Source organism: Acetobacter syzygii (genome assembly GCF_000964225.1).
Classification (GTDB): Bacteria; Pseudomonadota; Alphaproteobacteria; order Acetobacterales; family Acetobacteraceae; genus Acetobacter; species Acetobacter syzygii.
The window spans coordinates 85,466-105,297 of record NZ_BAMZ01000082.1 but is presented as its reverse complement, the minus strand read 5'-3'; the positions used below and the strand labels follow the sequence as shown (position 1 = coordinate 105,297).

At 57.3% G+C, this 19,832-nt stretch carries 18 protein-coding genes and 2 tRNA genes; 14 read left to right on the top strand and 6 right to left on the bottom strand.

What is annotated here, in order from left to right:
* Positions 1-14: 14 nt before the first annotated feature.
* Positions 15-2,738 carry a preprotein translocase subunit SecA gene (gene secA / locus Absy_RS12255; protein ID WP_048855028.1) on the bottom strand — a complete coding sequence of 908 codons (2,724 nt, stop codon included), beginning with the start codon at positions 2,736-2,738 and terminating at the stop codon, positions 15-17.
* A gap of 244 nt (positions 2,739-2,982) precedes the next feature.
* Here secA and Absy_RS12250 point away from each other — a divergent pair, with 244 nt between their 5' ends.
* The 5 genes from Absy_RS12250 (at position 2,983) to Absy_RS12230 (ending at position 9,322) form a co-directional block, all read left to right on the top strand.
* Positions 2,983-3,915 carry a peptidylprolyl isomerase gene (locus Absy_RS12250; RefSeq protein ID WP_048855027.1) on the top strand — a complete coding sequence of 311 codons (933 nt, stop codon included), beginning with the start codon at positions 2,983-2,985 and terminating at the stop codon, positions 3,913-3,915.
* An 81-nt stretch (positions 3,916-3,996) separates the two neighbouring features.
* On the top strand, positions 3,997-5,244 hold the full coding sequence (gene argJ / locus Absy_RS12245; RefSeq protein ID WP_048855026.1) for a bifunctional glutamate N-acetyltransferase/amino-acid acetyltransferase ArgJ: 1,248 nt from the start codon (positions 3,997-3,999) through the stop codon (positions 5,242-5,244).
* Between the two features lie 54 nt (positions 5,245-5,298).
* The gene (locus Absy_RS12240) at positions 5,299-5,949 is read left to right on the top strand and encodes an RDD family protein (protein WP_245614840.1); all 651 of its coding nucleotides are present in this window, start codon (positions 5,299-5,301) and stop codon (positions 5,947-5,949) included.
* 136 nt (positions 5,950-6,085) lie between these two features.
* Positions 6,086-8,557 (top strand): mechanosensitive ion channel domain-containing protein, encoded by a 2,472-nt coding sequence (locus tag Absy_RS12235; protein WP_048855025.1) that lies wholly within the window; start codon positions 6,086-6,088, stop codon positions 8,555-8,557.
* 12 nt (positions 8,558-8,569) lie between these two features.
* A complete protein-coding gene (locus Absy_RS12230) occupies positions 8,570-9,322 on the top strand; it encodes a 2OG-Fe dioxygenase family protein (RefSeq protein ID WP_048855024.1) in 753 nt (250 codons plus the stop codon).
* 30 nt (positions 9,323-9,352) lie between these two features.
* On the opposite strand, the gene Absy_RS12225 is transcribed toward Absy_RS12230, so the two are convergent.
* A complete protein-coding gene (locus Absy_RS12225) occupies positions 9,353-9,682 on the bottom strand; it encodes a hypothetical protein (protein ID WP_048855023.1) in 330 nt (109 codons plus the stop codon).
* A 172-nt stretch (positions 9,683-9,854) separates the two neighbouring features.
* Between Absy_RS12225 and Absy_RS12220 the strand changes: the two genes are divergently transcribed.
* Positions 9,855-10,268, top strand: coding sequence for a hypothetical protein (locus Absy_RS12220; protein WP_048855022.1), 414 nt, complete (start codon positions 9,855-9,857; stop codon positions 10,266-10,268).
* A gap of 51 nt (positions 10,269-10,319) precedes the next feature.
* On the opposite strand, the gene Absy_RS12215 is transcribed toward Absy_RS12220, so the two are convergent.
* Both Absy_RS12215 and Absy_RS12955 read right to left on the bottom strand, forming a co-directional pair.
* Positions 10,320-11,243: a DnaJ C-terminal domain-containing protein gene (locus Absy_RS12215; RefSeq protein ID WP_048855021.1), complete on the bottom strand. Its 924-nt coding sequence runs from the start codon at positions 11,241-11,243 to the stop codon at positions 10,320-10,322.
* The gene (locus Absy_RS12955; protein WP_257006382.1) at positions 11,240-11,371 is read right to left on the bottom strand and encodes a hypothetical protein; all 132 of its coding nucleotides are present in this window, start codon (positions 11,369-11,371) and stop codon (positions 11,240-11,242) included. The genes Absy_RS12215 and Absy_RS12955 overlap by 4 nt, the downstream gene beginning before the upstream one ends.
* Before the next feature lie 295 nt (positions 11,372-11,666).
* Here Absy_RS12955 and Absy_RS12210 point away from each other — a divergent pair, with 295 nt between their 5' ends.
* The 6 genes from Absy_RS12210 (at position 11,667) to Absy_RS12185 (ending at position 15,687) form a co-directional block, all read left to right on the top strand.
* The gene (locus tag Absy_RS12210) at positions 11,667-11,957 is read left to right on the top strand and encodes an accessory factor UbiK family protein (protein ID WP_048855020.1); all 291 of its coding nucleotides are present in this window, start codon (positions 11,667-11,669) and stop codon (positions 11,955-11,957) included.
* Positions 11,958-12,018: 61 nt separating this feature from the next.
* Positions 12,019-12,519, top strand: coding sequence for a type III secretion system chaperone family protein (locus Absy_RS12205; RefSeq protein ID WP_048855019.1), 501 nt, complete (start codon positions 12,019-12,021; stop codon positions 12,517-12,519).
* Positions 12,520-12,521: 2 nt separating this feature from the next.
* Positions 12,522-13,343, top strand: coding sequence for a pyrroline-5-carboxylate reductase (gene proC, locus Absy_RS12200; RefSeq protein ID WP_048855018.1), 822 nt, complete (start codon positions 12,522-12,524; stop codon positions 13,341-13,343).
* A gap of 66 nt (positions 13,344-13,409) precedes the next feature.
* The gene (locus Absy_RS12195) at positions 13,410-14,060 is read left to right on the top strand and encodes a TetR family transcriptional regulator (RefSeq protein WP_048855087.1); all 651 of its coding nucleotides are present in this window, start codon (positions 13,410-13,412) and stop codon (positions 14,058-14,060) included.
* Positions 14,061-14,128: 68 nt separating this feature from the next.
* A tRNA-Gln gene (locus Absy_RS12190) sits at positions 14,129-14,203 on the top strand.
* Between the two features lie 242 nt (positions 14,204-14,445).
* The gene (locus Absy_RS12185; protein ID WP_048855017.1) at positions 14,446-15,687 is read left to right on the top strand and encodes an MFS transporter; all 1,242 of its coding nucleotides are present in this window, start codon (positions 14,446-14,448) and stop codon (positions 15,685-15,687) included.
* 87 nt (positions 15,688-15,774) lie between these two features.
* Here Absy_RS12185 and Absy_RS12180 read toward each other — a convergent pair whose 3' ends face one another.
* Both Absy_RS12180 and Absy_RS12175 read right to left on the bottom strand, forming a co-directional pair.
* Entirely contained in the window at positions 15,775-16,044 is a 270-nt protein-coding gene (locus tag Absy_RS12180; RefSeq protein WP_025826862.1) for an HU family DNA-binding protein, read from the bottom strand.
* A gap of 691 nt (positions 16,045-16,735) precedes the next feature.
* A tRNA-Gly gene (locus tag Absy_RS12175) sits at positions 16,736-16,810 on the bottom strand.
* 182 nt (positions 16,811-16,992) lie between these two features.
* Between Absy_RS12175 and Absy_RS12170 the strand changes: the two genes are divergently transcribed.
* Positions 16,993-19,044 (top strand): NAD(+) synthase, encoded by a 2,052-nt coding sequence (locus Absy_RS12170; RefSeq protein ID WP_048855016.1) that lies wholly within the window; start codon positions 16,993-16,995, stop codon positions 19,042-19,044.
* Between the two features lie 58 nt (positions 19,045-19,102).
* The gene (gene hisB, locus Absy_RS12165) at positions 19,103-19,699 is read left to right on the top strand and encodes an imidazoleglycerol-phosphate dehydratase HisB (protein ID WP_048855015.1); all 597 of its coding nucleotides are present in this window, start codon (positions 19,103-19,105) and stop codon (positions 19,697-19,699) included.
* The last annotated feature ends 133 nt before the right edge of the window (positions 19,700-19,832 follow it).

Here is a 19,832-nt window from a genome sequence, read left to right as displayed (position 1 = left end):
CTGGCGGGCCGTATTCAGCCTAGCTGCCCGTGACAATGCTTATATTTTTTACCCGATCCGCATGGGCAGGGTGCGTTGCGGGGGGTTTCTCCCCAGCTTGACGGATCATCCGGCATAATGGCGCTGCCCCCGATGGGCACAGCCATTGCCGGTGCGGCCCCCGGCGTAAGCCCGATGCCAGGTTCTGAGGCATACCCCGCAACCTCCGGATCGGCATGAATGGCCGCCGTGTCTGCAAAAGGGTCTTCCATAGGTGGAGGCGAAACCTCCACATGCGCCATCAGCGACACAACGCGCTGACGCATTTCCTCAAGCATGAAGGTAAAAAGCTGGAAGGCTTCATGCTTGTATTCATTCAGCGGATCTTTCTGCCCATAAGCCCGCAGGCCAATGCCCTGACGGAGCTGGTCCAGCGCATGAAGGTGCTCCTTCCACACCGCATCATACGTTGTCAGCAGGATCTGCTTCTCAATAAAGCGCATCAGATCGGGGCCAATATTGGCAGCCCGTGCGGCCTGAGACTGCGTAACAGCCTGACTGATCCGCTCGGCAACGCCTTCGGCATCCATACCGTCTTCACGCGCCCAATCAGCAATGGGCAGATCAAGGCCAAACACCTTATGGACCTGCTGGGTCAGACCCTCTACATCCCATTGTTCCGCAAAGGATTTTTCTGGAATGTGGCGGGCAACCAGCGCATCGGTCACATCCTCCTGCGCATCGGCCACAATGCTGGACACGTCATCCTGCGCCATGAACTCACGCCGCTGGGCGTACACTTCCTTACGCTGGTCGTTCATCACGTCATCATATTTGAGCGTGTTCTTGCGCATGTCGAAGTTGCGGGCTTCGACCTTTTTCTGCGCCCGTTCCAGTGCCTTGCTCAGCCATGGATGCACAATGGCCTCGCCTTCCTGCATCCCCATTTTCTGGAACATGCCGCTCATGCGGTCCGACCCGAAAATACGCATCAGGTCATCTTGCAGCGAGATGAAGAACTTGGAATTCCCCGGATCACCCTGACGGCCAGCACGCCCACGGAGCTGGTTATCAATCCGTCGGCTTTCATGCCGTTCAGTGCCAATAACGTACAGGCCACCGGCCTGGCGCACAATGGCGTGGTCTTTGGCTACCTGATCGCGAATTTCCTGCTCAGCTGCAGCGCGCTCGGGGGTGTCGTCCATATGTCCGAGTTGCTGGCCAATCAGCATCTCCACATTCCCGCCGAGCTTAATATCCGTCCCGCGGCCTGCCATGTTGGTGGCAATGGTAATGGCCCCCGGAGCCCCGGCTTGCGCCACAATCTTGGCTTCCATCTCGTGGAAGCGGGCGTTCAGCACATGGTGGGGAATGCCCTCGTTCTTGAGCAGGGCGGACAGGGCCTCGCTTTTCTCAATCGATGTGGTGCCAACCAGAATGGGCTGCTGGCGCTGGTGCACCTCACGAATGAGCTTGACAACAGCCGCAAATTTTTCGGCCTCGGTCAGATAAATTTCGTCGTCTTCATCCTTACGGGCCACCGGGCGATTGGTGGGAATGGCCACCACGTCCAGATTATAGATTTCGGCAAATTCATCGGCTTCCGTCATGGCGGTGCCGGTCATGCCGGAAAGACGCGGGTAGAGACGGAAAAAATTCTGGAAGGTAATGGATGCCAGCGTCTGGTTTTCCTGCTGGACTTCCACGTCTTCCTTGGCCTCAAGGGCCTGATGCAGTCCGTCCGAATACCGGCGGCCTTCCATCATACGGCCCGTAAACTCGTCAATAATCACCACCTTGCCGTCCCGCACGATGTAATCCACATCGCGCGCAAACAGGGTGTGTGCCCGCAGGGACTGCTGTACGTGGTGCACCACGGCAACATGGTGCAGGTCGTACAGCCCGCCCTCATCAAGCACACCCTGATCACGCAGGAGCTGTTCCACGGCATCGGAACCAGCATCGGTCAGAATGACGGTGCGGAATTTTTCATCTTTTTCAAAAGTGGCGGGGTCCTGCACAAGCTGGGCCACCACGGTGTCCACCGCGCGGTACAGGTCGGAACTATCTTCCGCCGGACCGGAAATAATGAGCGGTGTCCGTGCCTCATCAATCAGGATCGAGTCCACCTCGTCCACAATGGCGTGGTGGAAGGGGCGCTGAACCATTTCGCTCAGCTGGTACTTCATGTTGTCGCGCAGATAATCGAACCCGAACTCATTGTTCGTGCCGTAGGTAATATCCGCAGCATACGCCTGCCGCCGGTGCTCATCTGGCATGTTGGGCACAATCACGCCCGTGGTCAGGCCCAGAAAAGTGTACAGCTGCCCCATTTCTGCCGCATCGCGGGAGGCAAGATAGTCATTAACCGTGACCACATGCACACCTTTGCCCGCCAGCGCGCTCAGGTACACCGCCAGTGTTGCCACCAGCGTTTTGCCTTCCCCCGTCCGCATTTCCGCAATGCGGCCAGAGTGCAGGACCATGCCACCAATCAGCTGCACATCAAAATGGCGCATACCCAGCACACGGCGCGATGCCTCCCGCGTGACGGCAAATGCCTCGGGTAGCAGGTCATCCAGTGTGGCACCTTTGGCCAACCGGTCCCTGAACTCTAGGGTTTTGGCTGCCAAGGCAGCATCATCCAGAGCCTGTATCTGGGGCTCCAGGGCGTTAATTTCCGACACACGGCGCTGGAATGCCTTGAGCGTCCGGTCATTGGCTGTGCCGAACAGGGCGCGGACGAAGCGTGAAAGCATGAACACCTTTCCAGAACAGTGCAGCCTTGCCCTCCACCCCCTGTCATCCCGCAAAACGCTGCAGGACAGGATGGAAGACACAGGCATTTTGCGTGGCTTGCCCTGCAAAATAGGACCGGGCAGGGGTTCGGTCAACCAAGCTTACCGTTCAGGCACCCCATACGGACGAAACAGGGGTTGCCGGGGCGGGTAGCCTCCGCCATACATATCGGACTGTTTTTTACCGACTTTAAGGTTTTGTCCTATGCGGTTTATTCCCTACGCGTTCGGGTTGGCAGCAACTGCCCTGCTCGGTTCCTCCATGCTGTGTGCTCCCTCTTTTGCGGCGGCTCCGGCACCGGCGGCCTCCACAGCGCCTGCACAGCCCACTGACCCGAACACGGTTGTGGCGACCGTTAATGGTGAAAAAATCACCGTAGCCGATGTGCAGAACGCCATGGGCACCATGCCGCCACAGATGCGCCAGCTCCCCCCGACCCTGATCTACCCGATGATGGTCAACCAGCTTGCAGACCAGAAAGCCATTCTGATCTCTGCAAAAAAGGAAGGGCTGGACAAAAAACCCGACACGCAGAAGCTGATGCAGACCGCAGCCGACAATGCCCTGCAGAACGCATGGCTGTCCCAGCAGGTTATGCCCCACCTGTCTGATGATTCCATCAAGCAGTATTACAATGAGAACTACGTGGGCAAACCTGCCGAGCAGGAAGTTCACGCACGCCACATTCTGGTCAAGACCGAAGCCGAAGCCAACGACGTTATTAAAAAGCTCAAGGCTGGCGCGGACTTTGGCAAGCTGGCTGCCGAAGTTTCGACCGACAAGGGCAGCGCCGCGCAGAACGGTGGTGATCTTGGCTGGTTCAAAAAAGGCGACATGATCCCCGCGTTCTCCAACGCCGCCTTTGCCATGAAGAAGGGTGAAGTCAGCTCCAAGCCGGTGCAGAGCCAGTATGGCTTCCACGTTATTCAGGTGCTGGACACCCGCACCGACCCAACCCCCACGCTGGACGCAGTGCATGACAAGATCCGTCAGGCCCTGATCCAGAAATACGTGCGTGAAGCCGTGGAAAAAGCCGCAGCAGGCGTAAAAATCGTCCGCTTTGACCCGACCACAGGCAAGCCCCTGCCAGATGCGCCCGCAGGCGCAGGTGCAAGCGCTGCCGCACCCAAAAAATAAAACACTCCAACCGACAACAGGCCAGACCACCCAGGCCACGCCTGGGGAATCTGGCCTGACATCTGCCAAGGATACCGCCAAATGGCGCAGGCTCTCCCCATTTCTCCCCTTGCCCAGCCAATGCCTGAGCTTGGCATTGTTCGTGGGGTAAGGCTTGGTGCCATTGCAGCGGGTATCCGCTACAAGGGCCGGACCGATCTGGTTCTTGCCGAATTTGCACCCGGCACCACGGTGGCCGGTGTTTTTACCAAATCCAAATGCCCCGGTGCGCCGGTAGACTGGTGCCGTGCCATTCTGCCCAACGGGCAGGCCCGTGCGCTGGTTGTGAATGCCGGTAACGCAAATGTGTTCACTGGCCGTGCAGGGCGAGAAACCTGCGAGGCCACGGCACAGGCCACGGCCCGGATTACCGGTTGCACGCCTGATGGCGTGTATCTGGCCTCCACCGGGGTTATTGGCGAAATTCTGCCTCCCGAGCGCATTACATCTGCCCTCCCCGCATTGCACACCACCTTGTCCGAAACCGGGTGGGACGCTGCCGCACGCGGGATTATGACCACAGACACCTTCCCCAAGGCTGCCATCCGCAAAACCCGGATCAATGGCACGGATGTGGTTATTCAGGGCATTGCCAAAGGCAGCGGCATGATTGCGCCGGACATGGCCACCATGCTGTCCTTTGTTGCAACGGATGCGGCTCTGCCCCCTGCCATTTTGCAAACGCTCCTTGGTACCGGGGTCAAAAAGACCTTCAACTGCATTACCGTTGATTCCGATACCTCCACATCGGACATGGTTCTGCTGTTTGCTACCGGCGCAGCAGGCAACGCCCCCGTGGCCGATACGGTGGACGCACTGGTGGACCCGGCTCTGGCCGATTTCCGGGCTGCACTGAACGACCTGCTGCGCGAACTGGCCCTGCTGGTCATTCGTGATGGGGAGGGCGCAACCAAGCTGATGAGCATTACCGTCAGCGGTGCTGTTTCCGACGAGTCCGCATGGCGTGTGGCCATGGCTATTGGCAATTCTCCCTTGGTCAAAACCGCTATTGCGGGAGAAGACGCCAACTGGGGCCGCGTGGTTATGGCCGTTGGCAAATGTGGTGAACCCGCAGACCGCGATACGCTGAGCGTATCCATTGGGGGTGTTTGCATTGCCCGCAATGGAACCGTAACCGATGGGTATGATGAAACCCCGGTCGTTGCCCATATGAAGGGGCAGGAAATTGATATTGCGGTTGATCTGGGTCTGGGCAACGGTACGGCCCGCGCATGGAGCTGCGACCTGACACACGGCTATATCGATATTAACGGCTCGTACCGCAGCTAAATGTTGTTCCGTTTTTACTGACCCTCTGCCTACCCGCGGCACACCATTGGAGCCATGAGCATGTCCACCATTACGCCTCCGCCCGGTTGGGGTGCGGCACCACAGCCAACGCCCGAAGGTGCAGCCGCATGGAATGCGTCCCAATCGGACGTATGGGTTTACGCGGGCTTTTGGTGGCGCGTCTGGGCATTTTTGCTTGATGGGGTCATCCTCAGCATGGTCGAAGGCATTTTAAGCCTGTTCTTCGGCCCTAAAATTAATGTGGAATGGGAAGAACTGCCCATTCCCGATGGGTCTGGCCAAACGGTGGATGTGGTCAATATTGCCACGACCCCGCTCCCCCATGCGCACCCTGTTTCCATCCTTATTCCGCATCTGCACTCCGGCTCGGACTGGCATACGTTTGGTGTTCTTCTGAGCCTGCTGCCCATGCTGTATTTTGTTCTGTTCGAGGCATCCTCGTTCCGGGCAACGCCGGGCAAGCGCCTGTGCAGGCTGGAGGTTGTGACCCTTACAGGGGGGCAGATATCCCACCTGCGCGCTCTGATCCGGTTTGTTGCAAAGGCTCTGCTGTTCTTTCCGCCGCTTCTGCTGATCGTTGCCTTTACGCGCCGCAAACAGGCACTGCATGACATGATTGCAGGCACTCTGGTCCTGCGGCACACAAAACCATCGCAGATTATACCGTTCCCCCCCCACGACTGAGCGCATATCCCTGCCCGAATAACAGTTGAACCGGTTGCTGGTCTTGATACAGCCAGATTTGCCTCCTACCCTGCTGGCAACATCAGGCGCGTAGCGCAACAGACCTTAGAGCGTTCAGCAAAGGACAGGGCAGGTAATGACCGTACATAAACGGGACCGGTATTTCTTTTTTTCATGGCTTTTCAGAAGCTGCCTTGTGCTTTTGCTCGGCTGTGGCCTGCTCTCCTACGCGCCTGCCCGTGCGGATACCCCGACCACTGGCCTGAGCCAGCAGGATGCCCAGCAGCTCCTGAACGTGCTGAACGACCCGCAAAAACGCGACGAATTTACAAAAACGCTTTCTCTTATGGCCAAGGGGCTGCCCGCAGCCCCCAAAACACAGGCCAAGACTGCGGCAACCAGCACCGATTCCGCCGCTGTGATCGACAATTCCGTACATTCGGAACTGGATGATCTGGGGAACACGGCCACGGAATATGTGAACAACTTTACCAGCCTGTTTACCGATCTGGGCAAAGTTGGCACATGGTTCCGCCACGAAGTGCAGAACCCCCAGTCCCGCCAGTCTCTGCTGGATTCTTTTGGCCGTGCCCTGCTGATTATGGTGCTGGCACTTGCGGCAGAACGGGCCGCCAGCATTGGCCTGCGCAAGCCCCTGACCAGCGTTAAAAAGCTGGCCGAAGCGCGTGAGGCACGCCAGACAGCGGCGCAGGATCAGACCGCACCCCTTCCAACAGATGCTGATGCAGATACCAGCACCGACACGGAAGCCGATACCAGCCAGACGCGCGAAAAAGACCAGCGCCGTGGCAACGAGGTGCTCCGCTACCTTGTGCGGGTTCCGTATAATGCGCTGCACTTCCTGCTTAAACTGCTGCCCGTGGGCGTATGCCTCCTGCTTGGCTACCTTGGTGCGGAATTCCTGACCTCGACTGATCAGGCCCGTACCGTGGCGCTCACACTGGTCAATGCCTATGCCATTGCCCGCGGCCTGTACCTGATTATCGAGACCATTCTGGTCCCACGCTCCCCCGCAATCCGCCTTGTGCCCATGCCCGATGATACGGCACGCCTGCTGACCCGGTGGTGGAACGTGCTGGTTGCGGCCCCTTCCATTGTCATTTGCCTGTCCATCCTTGGGCGGGAATTTGATTTGGATACTCAGGGGGTAGAAGCCATGATGCGCGGCGTGGTGTTGATCGAACACCTGATTATTGCCGCCTTTATCTGGCGTATCCGCCATATTGTGGCACGGGCACTCCAGCCATCACCGGGGTTGCGTAAAAATGCTCTATGGGCGTTTGCAGGCACGCTGGCCAAATTATGGTGGGTGCCGATCATCTTTTTGGACATGGCGTTGTGGTTTGTCTGGGCAGCCCACCTGAAGGGGGGATACCAGTGGATCTTGCATGGCACATTGCTGACCTTCCTGTGCCTGATTGTCTCACGCGTGCTGGCGCTGCTGGTCTATGGCCTTCAGGACCGTCTGTTCCGCGTTGGGCCGGAATTGCAGGCCCAGTACCCAGACCTGCAGAAACGGGCTGATTTTTACTACCCGTATGTGCGCAAGATCATGACAATCGCCATTATTCTGACCACGGCAGTCTGCATTGCACAAAGCTGGAGCATTCCCACCTTTGACTTCTTCCTCCATTCAGCCCTTGGTCTGCGGCTTGTTGGTGCGGTGGTCTGCCTGCTGATTGGCATGACCATTGCCGCTCTGGCGTGGGAGACGGTCAACAGTATTCTGAACAAGCAGATCTCCCGTTATTCCGCCTCCGCGCAGGAAGCACGCGCCGCCCGCCTGCGCACGGTGCTGCCCATCATCCGCACGGTACTGCTGACGGTCATCATTATTTTTGTGGCTGTGACCACTCTTTCACAGATCGGGATTAATGTTACGCCACTGCTTACGGGTGCTGGTATTCTGGGTGTTGGCCTGTCCTTTGGTTCGCAAAGCCTTGTTAAAGACGTGATCACCGGCTTTTTCATGCTGGCGGAGGATGCCATTCAGGTCGGGGACTGGGTCACAACAGGGGGCATTGCCGGTACGGTTGAGCATCTTTCCATCCGTACCCTCCGTGTCCGGTCGTTTGATGGCGATTTGCACATTATCCCGTTCTCCTCCGTGACCTCCATTGCCAACACAGCCCGCGGCTTTAACCAGATTATTGTACGCCAGACGCTGGACCTGAGCGAAGACACGGGCAAAGTGGTCAAGATCATGCAGGAAACCATTGCCCAGATGCGCAAGGAAGATGGTTTCCGCTCCATGATCTTCTCGGACTACACGGATCTGGGTGTAGATAATTCCGATGGCAATGGCGCGGTACTGGTGGGCATTATTAAAACTGCACCGATGATGAAGTGGAAAGTCCAGCGCGAATTCTACCGCCGCATTGCCCTGCGCATGGCCGCTGCCGGGATTAAGTTCTTCACCCCCACCAGCTACTCCACCACACCGCCCAATGTGCCCATGCACATGGCGCTTGATGCCATGCCCACCGGCCCACAGGATGATACTCCGCCCCCCGCTGCACCCACCCCAGCCGTGGAACAACCCGCAGCGCCCCAGCCACAGGCTCCCCGCCCCGCAGCACACGAATAAGAGAACCACCCCATGTCCGAGCAGACTTTTTCGGCTACCCTTGCGGGTCATATCATCCAGTCCATGGAAGTGCCTCTTTTGCAGAATGGCTTTGCCTTTTTGCAAGCGGAGGCCATGCAAAGCGTACTGGAATCCTATGGTCTGCTAGGATGGGATACGTTTGCTGCAAGCTGGAACGAACTGGGCGTGGACCGCTACATGGCCGATGGCGGGCGTTACCGACGCAGACGCTATGCCACATTCTCCCTGACAGAAGGGGAGAGCACGCGCAAACCACACCAGCCCCACTACCAGAGCCGGGATTACAACACCCTTAATGGCGGGATAGAGCGGTGGTTTAAACCCGTTCTCCCCACCATTGGGGAGCACCCTGCCCTTATGGCCATTCTGCGTCTGGCCTACCGGGTTGCAACGGACATGACCCCACCAGAGCGCAGGCCCAATGCGTGGCATACCGAAATACACCAGTTCCGCATTGAAGCACGACCAGACACCGAAGGGTGCCCCACACCAGAGGGGCTACACCGAGACGGCGTGGATTGGGTTTTTGTTGTGATGATCCGGCGGGAAAACGTGGCGCGGGGGGAAACCTCCATCCACGATCTCGGCCACACACAGGTCGGGAGCTTTACCCTGACCAACCCGATGGATACGGCTGTTGTAAACGACAACCGGGTTTACCACGGCGTTACGCCCGTACACCCCGTGGACCCGAACAAACCTGCCTACCGGGATGTGCTGGTGGTAACCCTCCGCCACGAATAGGGCCAGAGGCTACCACAGCCAGCAAAATGCCTAATACCCTGCGTAGTAAATGGCATGTAGACCAAGAGCGACAAAGCAGAGCACAAAAGCCAGCGCCCCCGCCATCTGGGAAAATTCCTTAAAAGACATGCCATCATCCCGGGCAGGGGGAGCAACCGGATGCTGCACCGGCGCGGGCGCATCGGGTTTGGTTGCGGGCAATACATGCACTGGCTCGGACAAAGCCTCATGCGTCTGGGTCTGAACCGTGGCGGAGAGAGGCGTGTCCCCTTCTGCCGGGGTGGTCACAGCCTGCGGCACCTGTTCCTCGTGTGGAGGAGCGGCTCCGTCAACACGGCCTTGTGTTTCCTGCTCGCTCATGATGCTGTTCTCCACGTGGTTATCATGCAGACCTGATTAAGGTACTGTTTTTTGGTCCTGTCCCAGTTGTTCGTCAAGCAGTTCAGGTATCAGCCCCTCATTGCCCGCACTGGACGACTGCTGCGCAAACACGCCACATAGACCAGATCAGTTTTTTACTACGGATACCAACATGAAACACGTCATGCTTTTTTCCGCCCTGCTTGGGTTAGCCGCAGCACCGGCCATGGCTGCACCCGCTGCATCTGCCCCAACCCAGCCTGCAACACAGGCGCAGACCAATTATCCTACGGCCACCTTTATGGGCACATGGACCGTCCGGGCCGAGGTGCCGCCCTTTATTGTGGCTGGCAACAAAGCCATGGGGCCAGCCGCAAGGCTTTTGGTCTCGGTGCCGGAAATTTATTCCGCGACCATTGGAGAGAGCCGCTTTAGCCTTGCCAGAAAAAGTGGCTCCGTCTGGTCGGGCACCCAGAACAACACAACCCTGACCTTTACTCTGGTCTCCCAAAATGCAGGGCAGATCGTGATTACCAACACCAACGGGCACAGAGTAGATGTGCCCCTGTACCGCAACGACCCCTAAGCACACCAAAGCTCCCTCCCCAGCGCCAGACGCATGGGGAGGGGCAGCCCCTTACCCGACCACGGTTTCGGGCGTCCAGTCCTTCAGGAACGCTTCAAGCGCCGGGTCGGCCTTGCCAACCCTGACTTCAAGCCGAACGTAAAGATTCCCCGCTTCTTTACCGCCATGTGCAGGCACACCTTTGCCGCGCAGGCGCAGCACTGTACCTGTATCGGACCCGGCAGGTACATTCATTTTAACCGTACCGGTAGGAGTCGGCACCATAATGGGGCCACCCAGCACCACGGTTTTCAGGTCCACTGCCAGTGTCTCGCGCAGGTCCACCCCTTCCCGCGTAAAGGTCGCATCTGGCAGCACGGTTACGGTAATCAGCGCATCACCCGGCGGGCCGCCCTGCACACCGGGCATTCCCTTGCCACGCAGGCGCAGGACTTTGCCATCTTCCATACCGGGTGGAATACGCACATCCAGCGTTGCACCATCGGGCAGGTTAACGCGCGATGTGGCACCATTGACGGCATCCAGAAAGCTGACATTGAGCGAGAAGGAGCGGTCCGCCCCCTTGCGTGGTCCCGCACGGCGTGCACGTGCACCACCCCCGAACATACCACCAAACAGATCGCTCAGATCTTCTTCCTGAAAACCGCCCATGCCCGGCCCACCGGGGCGGAACCCACCAGCACCACCAAAGCCGCCGCCAAAGCCCCCTCCACCAAAACCACCAGCACCAAAGCCGGGGTGGCGTTCCTGCCCGGAGGCGTCAATTTCGCCCCGGTCAAAACGGGCGCGCTTGTCTGCATCGGACAGAAGATCGTTGGCCTGATTGAGGGCCTTGAATTCTTCCTCGGCTTTTTTATCCCCCGGATTAAGGTCCGGATGATATTTTTTTGCCAGCTTGCGATAGGCCTTGCGGATGTCATCCTGACTGGCTGTTTTGGCAATGCCTAATACTGAATACGGATCGCGATCACTCATGCAGCCGCCCCTTCCCCCATCGTGTTACCAACACAGGGTAGCGCCACACGCCCCCCGCACCCAGCCATAACCCCGACATGGGCGTTCAGGCGGGGTTTGTAAAAATCCTCCGCCAAGACTGTAGTCATTAAATTCCGTTCTCCATAGCACGGCGCACGCCTGCGCAATGTGTATTGGCACCGTGGACCGTTTTTTCAACAGATTACCTTTAATAATGGGAATGCGACCCTATGCGGTCAATGGAGCGCAAACAAAAGCCACCTGTGCGCTACAAAGACCAACAGGGTTGCAAAAACGCAAAGCAGAGGCATGGCCTCTGTCCGGCAAAGGCTTTATTCTTTATAAAGTCGGAAGCATAAGAGCGCTACGCCAGACAGCAACAGACTGGTGGCGGCTCGTAACGGATTGATTGGAGACCACCACATGGCTGACAAACCGCGCTTTTTTGATGATCTTGCAGGTGTTGCCGGGGGTGCCGTATCCGCCCTGACCGGTGTGCGCGAGGAAATGAACGCCATTGTCCGCAGCCGTGTGGATGAAGTGCTGACAAGCCTGCAGGTTGTCCGCCGCGAGGAATTTGAAGTCATGCGCGAACTGGCCGCACAGGCCCGCATTGGCCAAGAAGAGGCCGAACGCCGCCTGGCCGCACTGGAAGCCCGCGTGGAAGCCCTGGAACAGCACGTAACCGGCAGCCACCAAGCCAGCACACACTAAGACCCGGACGCACACCTACCGTCCCGTTTTTGTTTTTGACCGCAGGCACGGGAGTCATGCCATGCCAGCCCTGACAACCGGCTCTACCGCCGCCCCCACAAACCCGCTTGACCTGATGGAACAGGTCATTGCCGGGCATGGGTGGACCTTTGACCGCTGCACCCCAACAGAAATGGCGGCAGAAGCCCCAGCCAGATGGTGCGATTACGGTCTGTTTTTTTCATGGTCCGCGGAGTTGGGGACCATCCTGTTCACCTGCGCCTTTGACCTGCGCGTAAGCCCGGACATGCGCGTAGCCCTGTACGAGCTGATCGGACTGGCCAACGAGCAGGTATGGGTTGGCCACTTTAGCGTGGACACCGAGGATGGCGTGCTGCTGTTCCGCCATGCCCTGCTCCTGCGTGGTACAGAAAACGCAACCGACATTTTTGAAGACATGATCGACATTGCCCTGACCGAGTGTGAACGTTTTTACCCGGCCCTGCGCTTTTTCCTGACTGGCGGGCTGAGTGCAGCGGATGCACTGGCTTCGGCCATGCTGGATTGTCATGGAGAAGCATGAACATGACTGACCTCTACCCCCTTCCCTCCATTCTGCTTGTCGGCTGTGGCAAAATGGGTGGCGCCATGCTGGAAGGCTGGCTCAAGGCTGGTCTGGCACCCTCCGTCATTATTGACCGCCATATGGCGGACCTGCCTGCCCCCCACCAGATTGTCCGCTCCATACAGGATATTCCGGCCGACTTTACGCCAGACATTGTTATTGTTGCGGTCAAACCCCAAAAAGCTGACCCGGTTCTGGCAGAACTGGCCCAGCGTTTTGGGCAGGCCACGTTGCTCTCCGTCATGGCAGGGCGCACCATTGCCAGCCTGCACGCAACCTATGTGCAGGCCAATGCACAGGCCAACCCTGTTATTATCCGCTCCATGCCCAATACACCCAGCGCGCTTGGGGCAGGCATGAGCGGCCTGTACGCCCCCCCCAACGCCACAGACCAGCAAAAAGCCCACTGTGATGCGCTGCTCAAAGCCGTTGGAGAGACCGTATGGGTTGATGAGGAAGGGCTGATCGACTCCGTGGCGGCTATTTCCGGCAGTGGTCCGGCTTATGTTTTTCTGCTGGCCGAACTGCTGGAAAAAGCCGGAGCAGAACAGGGCTTACCGACAGATATTGCCCGCAAACTGGCCCGCGGCACCCTGTATGGAGCAGGCTGCATGTTGCATACGCTCCCCACGGATGCGGATGAACTCCGCCGCAATGTGACCAGTCCCGGCGGCACCACGGCAGAAGCCCTTAAAATCATGATGGCACCGCAGGCCTGGCCCGCCACAACCTCCGCCGCCATTGCGGCGGCTGTGCGCCGCGCCAAAGAACTGGCCAGCTAAATTTTTTCTGCTCTACAGGGACCATCCCAGCCCTGCCATTTACTGCTTATGCAACAGGTCTTTGATATGGATAATGACGACTTTGACACAGCCCTTGTCTCGGCTGCCCTGACCTTGGCGGAAGAGCGGGGCTGGCCTGCCGTGACCGTGCTGGCCGCAGCCCGCCACGCCGGGCTACCCCTGCCCGAAGCCCGGCGGCGTTTTCCACTCAAAGCCAGCATTCTCCTCCGGCTTGGCCGCCTTGCCGATGATGTGGCTCTGGCGGATGATATGCTCAGTGGTGCTGTGCGCGAACGCCTGTTTGACCTGCTGATGCGCAGGCTGGACGTATTCCAGCAGTACCGGGGTGGGCTTCAGTCCGTGTTTCGCAGCCTGCCTCTGGACCCGGCCTTAACACTCCTGCTGGGTGGAGCCACGGTAGAAAGTATGCGCTGGATGGCCGATGCCGCAGGCGTTAATACCAGCGGTATCCGCGGCTTTGTGCATGTGAACATGCTTGTCGCCGTGTGGACACATACACTGCGCGTGTGGGAAAAAGACGAAAGCCCGGACATGGGGAGCACCATGGCCGCCCTTGATCAGGCTCTGGACAAGGCCGGACGCTTTGGCCTGTTCCCCTCAAATGCTGAGGAAAATACCATACAGGACGGACTGGCAGACCTGGATGATGTGGATGCCAGCTTTTCAGGTGCGGCAATATCAGGCCAGAGCAACTAATTTCCCTCAACTGGTCTTTACGACTGCCTCCTGTTTGGCTTAAAAGGGGCGCAGGCAGTTCAGGCCATTGGGGCGTAGCCAAGCGGTAAGGCAGCGGATTTTGATTCCGCCATGCGGAGGTTCGAATCCTCCCGCCCCAGCCAGAACCTGTTTTTCCTTTTTTCATAATCAGGCAATTTTTCCACCAGCCATAGGGTGGTTGCGGCAACATACCTTTTTAGCCTGATAATCTGGTCCATAGAATTAGGACCATAATGGTACTGTTTTTGCTGATACGGTGTTTTGATGAGCGCTGTGCGTGGCCTTGCGCGATTCATTGCTGTAACGGTTTTATTTTTCAGCGCTTCTGCCTCACCCGTTTTGTGGATACGACATAGTTTTTGCCATGCCAGATAACCCAGCCAATTCCTCCTCCCTCCTGCGCCAACCCGGCCTGGTCGCTGCCATTGGAGCGCGGGCCCTTTCCGCTTTTGCGGGGCAGGTGCAGGCTGTGGCCGTTGGCTGGCAGGTTTACGCCCTAACCCATAGTGCAGCAGCACTGGGTTTTGTAGGGCTTGCGCAGTTTTTGCCCATGGTGGCGTTTATTTTTCCCGCAGGGCATGTTGCAGACCAGCATAACCGCCAGCGCATTGTTATGGCGTGCCAGACTATAGAGCTCTTGGCTGCGGCCTTTATGGCGTATGCTTCCTTTACCCACCAACTGACGGCAAGCATGATTTATGGGCTGGTCGCCCTGTTTGGGACCTGCAAGGCGTTTGAAATGCCTGCTCAACAGACTTTTCTTCCATCACTTGTCACTCCAGCACTTTTCCCGCGTGCAACAGCACTTTCTTCCTCACTTTTTCAGGTTGCAAGCATTGCCGGGCCATCGTTGGGTGGCCTTTTGTATGGTCTAGGCGCTGGGGTCTGTTATTCCCTATGTGCTCTCAGCTTTGCCATCGCTGCATTGGCAACCGGGTCAATGGTGCTGACAAAACCCACCCGCCCCCGCCAGCGCGCCACACTGGCCGCTGTTTTTGGCGGTATTGCATTTTTGCGGCGCAAACCCACCATGCTGGGTGCGATCTCGCTTGACCTGTTTGCCGTGCTGCTGGGCGGGGCTACGGCCATGCTGCCCATTTTTGCCACCGACATTCTGCACGCGGGCCCCTGGGGGCTTGGCCTGTTGCGGGCAGCACCAGCTATTGGTGCCCTGCTTGTTGCCGCCGTGCTGGCCCGCCATCCCCTTGGCCGCCACGCAGGGCAATGGATGTTTGCCTCGGTCGCCATTTTTGGCATTGCCACCATTCTGTTCGGTTTTTCGCACTCGATTGCCGTATCCGTGCTGATGCTGGCTATTCTGGGTGGCGCAGATGTTATTAGCGTTATGGTACGTGGCGCGCTGGTCCAGCTTGGCACACCAGATGAAATGCGCGGTCGTGTATCCGCCGTGAACATGCTGTTTATCGGCTCATCCAACCAGCTTGGAGAGTTTGAAAGTGGGATGCTGGCTGCCGTTATGGGGCCAGTGCCAGCCGTTGTGCTGGGGGGGATTGGCACACTGGTCGTAACCGGTGTGTGGATGGGCCTGTTCCCCGGTTTGCGCAAACTGGACAGGCTGGAAGATATTACGACCGAGACAATCTAGGACCATAGACAATAAAAAAGCCGCACCAGAAATACTGGTGCGGCTTGACCTGCCCCCACGCCAGAAATGGCGGAGAACATTGTATTTTCAGACAGCTTTTTTCAGATTGGGGCTGGCTTTAAAACGAACCGTTTTACCAGCCTTCACCTTGACCGGCTCACCAGTGCGGGGGTTAAGCGCCTTGCGTGCCTTTGTTTTACGGACCGTAAACGTACCAAAAGAGGGCAGAGTAAACCCACCTTCACGCTTAAGTTCGACCACAATGGCATCAATAAGGTCATTCGCTGCCTGATTGGCGGCAACCCCAGTGCAGTTGATTGAATCCTGAATCACTGCTGCAATAAAGGCCTTGCTCATAGAGTTACTGGCTCCCTTTCAGACAGAATTTTGTACATGACAATTATTGAACGGATATGCCTAAAAGGCTTTACGGCTTGTAGTCACATTTTTTAAAAATTACCAACATAAAAAATCTATCTTTTTCGATTCCTGCCGATAGGAACAGCAAAAACAGAATCTGTGACTTTACGGACACAGAAGTTCCCCAGCCCATCCAGCAGAACATACCAGTGCATACCGGCAGACACAGCCCACTCTATTCCTGAAGTGTTACAGGCGAACAAACTGTTATTACAGAATTATGTATAGAAAATGCGTATGAGAATTTACAAAAAATAGTTCAACCACATATCGTTTCTATACAGAATCGAAATATCCTCCCTTCCGCTGCGGCTATCCAAGCCCTGCAAAGATGGGTTAAGATTTTAAAAAAATATTTATTGATCGATTGTTTTTAAAAGAATTCATGATGCAGCTTATCAAGGTGTCACACGGCTCAGGCCCCACATCCCACAGGTTAAGGGGCAGTATGGTTCATGCCGTACTTTGGCAAATTTTATGGATGCCCCCCCCAAAGGATCTGACCTGTGCAAACAGACCTGTTCTGCTTTGAAATGGGAGAAGTGCTTACCAACCAAGCTGGTAAACAATGCGGATTAATGACTGTATGATACATTCATTAACCGGACCAAATTTTCTTGAGAAAATCTGGAGCGGGCGATGGGATTCGAACCCACGACCCCAACCTTGGCAAGGTTGTGCTCTACCCCTGAGCTACGCCCGCATCAGATGGGCTCCTTTTATGGGGGACTGAACAATCGCGCAAGAGGGAAAATGCAAAAAAGCTGCTTTTTTTTTCATATCTCTGCACGCAGCTGTCATTATCCTGCGCTTTACCAGCCCTTGGCGGCCGGTTTACCCACCTGCTAGACAGAACCACGTTCCCGGCAGCAAGGAAGGAAAGCCGTGACCACGTCCCTATTCCGATCTCTGTACCATCAGGGGTTTGTGCGCGTGGCAGCCTGTACGGTGCCCGTTACCCTTGCGGACCCTCATGCCAATAAAGAGCAGATCCTGACCACGGCCCGCATCTGTGCCGAGCAAGGGGCGGGGTTATGCGTTTTCCCCGAACTGGGGCTGAGCGGTTATTCCATTGAGGATCTGCTCCAGCAAAGCACTCTGCTCAACGCGGTCGAAAAGGCTTTGGAACAACTCGCACAGGCCACAACCGGGCTGCTCCCTGTTGTAGTGGTGGGGGCACCGCTCCGGCATGGAACCAGCCTGTATAATTGTGCTGTTGTGCTGCATCAGGGACGCATTCTGGGCGTGGTTCCCAAAAGCTACCTTCCAAATTATCGCGAATTTTACGAAAAACGGCATTTCGCCGCCGGGGCCACAGTACGGGAACAGACCATGCTGTTGGCCGGGCAGGAGGTTCCTTTTGGTGTGGACCTGCTGTTTACAGCCCACGATGTACCCGGCTTTTGCCTTGGAATAGAGATCTGTGAGGATCTGTGGGTGCCCTCCCCACCCTCCACAGCACAGGCCATGGCGGGGGCTACGGTTCTGGCCAATCTGTCCGCCAGTGACATTACCGTTGGAAAGGCCCAGACCCGCAACCTGCTATGCCTCTCCCAGTCTGCACGGTGTGTTGCAGCCTATCTGTATGCCGCGGCGGGAGAAGGAGAATCCACCACGGATCTGGCATGGGACGGGCAGACAGCAATTTTTGAAAACGGCACCCTTCTGGCCAAGAGCGATCGCTTCCCTTCCGGCGCGCGGGCTGTTGTGGCTGATATTGACTTGACGCTCATCCGCCATGAACGCCAGCAAATGGGCACTTTTGCCAACTGCGCCAGCGTAAACGGCACCACAGACCAGCTCTGGCGCTCCATAGGCCTGACCCTTAACCCACCCCCAACGGACCTTGGGTTGCTGCGCCCGCTCTCCCGCTTTCCATTTGTGCCAGAAGATGCCGCAAGACTGGAACAGGACTGTTTTGAAGCCTTTGCCATTCAGGTCAGCGCGCTCAAACAACGCCTGAAAAGCTGCAAGGCGGCAGGGATGGTTATTGGCGTATCGGGCGGGCTGGACTCCACGCACGCCCTGCTGGTAGCCGTGCGCACGGCAGATGAGCTGGGTTGGCCCAGAACAGCCATACGGGGCTATACCATGCCCGGTTTTGGCACGACGGAGCAAACACAGGCCAGCGCCAAAGCGCTGATGGAACATCTGGGCATTCAGCACCAAACGCTGGATATACGGCCAGCAGCCCACCTTATGCTCCAGACCATTGACCACCCTTTTGCCAAAGGGGAACCCGTGCATGACATTACGTTCGAAAATGTGCAGGCCGGGCTACGCACAGATTTTCTGTTCCGTCTGGCCAACCAGCACAACGGCATTGTTATTGGCACGGGGGACCTGTCCGAGCTTGCGCTGGGGTGGTGCACTTATGGCGTGGGCGACCAGATGGCCCATTACAATGTGAATGCGGGCCTGCCCAAAACCCTGATCCAGCATTTAATCCGCTGGTGCATTGCCTCTGGTCACTTCCCCGCAGATGTCTGCACCGTACTGCGCACCGTGCTGGAAACGGAAATTTCCCCCGAGTTAATCCCCGCAGCCGAAGGGGCAAGCCAAAGTACGGAAGAGACAATAGGGCCATATGCCCTGCATGATTTTACACTCTATTATATTCTACGCCACGGCTTTGGCCCCACCCGTATTGCCTTTATGGCTGAACAGGCGTGGAGCAATGCACAACATGGCGCATGGCCACCGGGCTTTTTGCCACAGGACCAGAAGAGCTATTCGCTGGAGGTCATTCGCCGGTGGCTGAAGGTTTTTCTGTTCCGCTTTTTTACCACCAGCCAGTTCAAACGCTCGGCCATGCCCAACGGCCCTAAAGTGATGGCCGGAGGAAGCCTTTCCCCCAGAGGGGACTGGCGCGCCCCATCCGATGGCAACGCAACCATATGGCTGAAGGAACTGGACGACCATGTGCCCAATGCCTGAAACAGGCCCCCGCTGGCGGAATGGCATTGTGCCAGGTCTTGGGCTATAAGCTGTAACCATGACAACACCGCGCCACGCCACCGTTCACCGCGTTACCAGCGAAACCGACATTGCCATTACCCTGAATCTGGACGGGACCGGTAATGCCCGGGTTGAAACCGGTATCGGCTTTTTTGACCATATGCTGACCGCTCTGGCCAAACACGGCCTGTTCGATCTGGACATAACGGTCAAGGGCGACCTGCATATTGATGGCCACCACACGGTGGAAGATACAGGCATTGCACTGGGGCAGGCCATGCGGCAGGCACTGGCCGACAAGCGTGGCGTACGCCGGTTTGGCTCCGCCCTTGTGCCGCTGGACGAGGCGCTGTGCGAGGCGGTAGTCGACCTTTCCGGCCGGCCTTTCCTGACGTTTGATGCCACCTTTGACCGTGACCGCATTGGTGCGCTGGATACGGAACTGGTGGAAGAATTTTTCCGTGCCTTTGCCATGTCCGCCCTGATAACCCTGCACCTGAACCAAAGAGCGGGCAAAAACTGCCACCATATTGCCGAGGCCGCATTCAAGGCTCTTGCCCGTGCCCTGCGCATGGCGGTAGAGCCAGACCCACGGGCACTCAGCGCTATCCCTTCCACCAAGGGTGTGCTGTAAACCGACTGGCGGCACTTGATCCAACCATGCTCCCAACCGGGCGTGGAGGCAGTCCAGATAGATAACCGGCCTTTTTTCTGCCCCGATACGGGTGGAGAACAAGGTCTTCCGCAGGATCAGAACCAAGAGGGTT

Excerpts from the sequence above, each read along its gene's own strand:
- Absy_RS12210 (WP_048855020.1), top strand. The coding sequence starts at position 11,667 with ATGGCTGACAAACCGCGCTTTTTTGATGATCTTGCAGGTGTTGCCGGG.
- Absy_RS12230 (WP_048855024.1), top strand. The coding sequence starts at position 8,570 with ATGTCCGAGCAGACTTTTTCGGCTACCCTTGCGGGTCATATCATCCAG.
- Absy_RS12955 (WP_257006382.1), bottom strand. The coding sequence starts at position 11,371 with ATGACTACAGTCTTGGCGGAGGATTTTTACAAACCCCGCCTGAACGCC.
- Absy_RS12195 (WP_048855087.1), top strand. The coding sequence starts at position 13,410 with ATGGATAATGACGACTTTGACACAGCCCTTGTCTCGGCTGCCCTGACC.
- Absy_RS12225 (WP_048855023.1), bottom strand. The coding sequence starts at position 9,682 with ATGAGCGAGCAGGAAACACAAGGCCGTGTTGACGGAGCCGCTCCTCCA.
- Absy_RS12180 (WP_025826862.1), bottom strand. The coding sequence starts at position 16,044 with ATGAGCAAGGCCTTTATTGCAGCAGTGATTCAGGATTCAATCAACTGC.
- Absy_RS12215 (WP_048855021.1), bottom strand. The coding sequence starts at position 11,243 with ATGAGTGATCGCGATCCGTATTCAGTATTAGGCATTGCCAAAACAGCC.
- secA (WP_048855028.1), bottom strand. The coding sequence starts at position 2,738 with ATGCTTTCACGCTTCGTCCGCGCCCTGTTCGGCACAGCCAATGACCGG.
- argJ (WP_048855026.1), top strand. The coding sequence starts at position 3,997 with ATGGCGCAGGCTCTCCCCATTTCTCCCCTTGCCCAGCCAATGCCTGAG.
- hisB (WP_048855015.1), top strand. The coding sequence starts at position 19,103 with ATGACAACACCGCGCCACGCCACCGTTCACCGCGTTACCAGCGAAACC.
- Absy_RS12220 (WP_048855022.1), top strand. The coding sequence starts at position 9,855 with ATGAAACACGTCATGCTTTTTTCCGCCCTGCTTGGGTTAGCCGCAGCA.
- Absy_RS12235 (WP_048855025.1), top strand. The coding sequence starts at position 6,086 with ATGACCGTACATAAACGGGACCGGTATTTCTTTTTTTCATGGCTTTTC.
- Absy_RS12240 (WP_245614840.1), top strand. The coding sequence starts at position 5,299 with ATGAGCATGTCCACCATTACGCCTCCGCCCGGTTGGGGTGCGGCACCA.
- Absy_RS12185 (WP_048855017.1), top strand. The coding sequence starts at position 14,446 with ATGCCAGATAACCCAGCCAATTCCTCCTCCCTCCTGCGCCAACCCGGC.
- proC (WP_048855018.1), top strand. The coding sequence starts at position 12,522 with ATGACTGACCTCTACCCCCTTCCCTCCATTCTGCTTGTCGGCTGTGGC.
- Absy_RS12250 (WP_048855027.1), top strand. The coding sequence starts at position 2,983 with ATGCGGTTTATTCCCTACGCGTTCGGGTTGGCAGCAACTGCCCTGCTC.
- Absy_RS12205 (WP_048855019.1), top strand. The coding sequence starts at position 12,019 with ATGCCAGCCCTGACAACCGGCTCTACCGCCGCCCCCACAAACCCGCTT.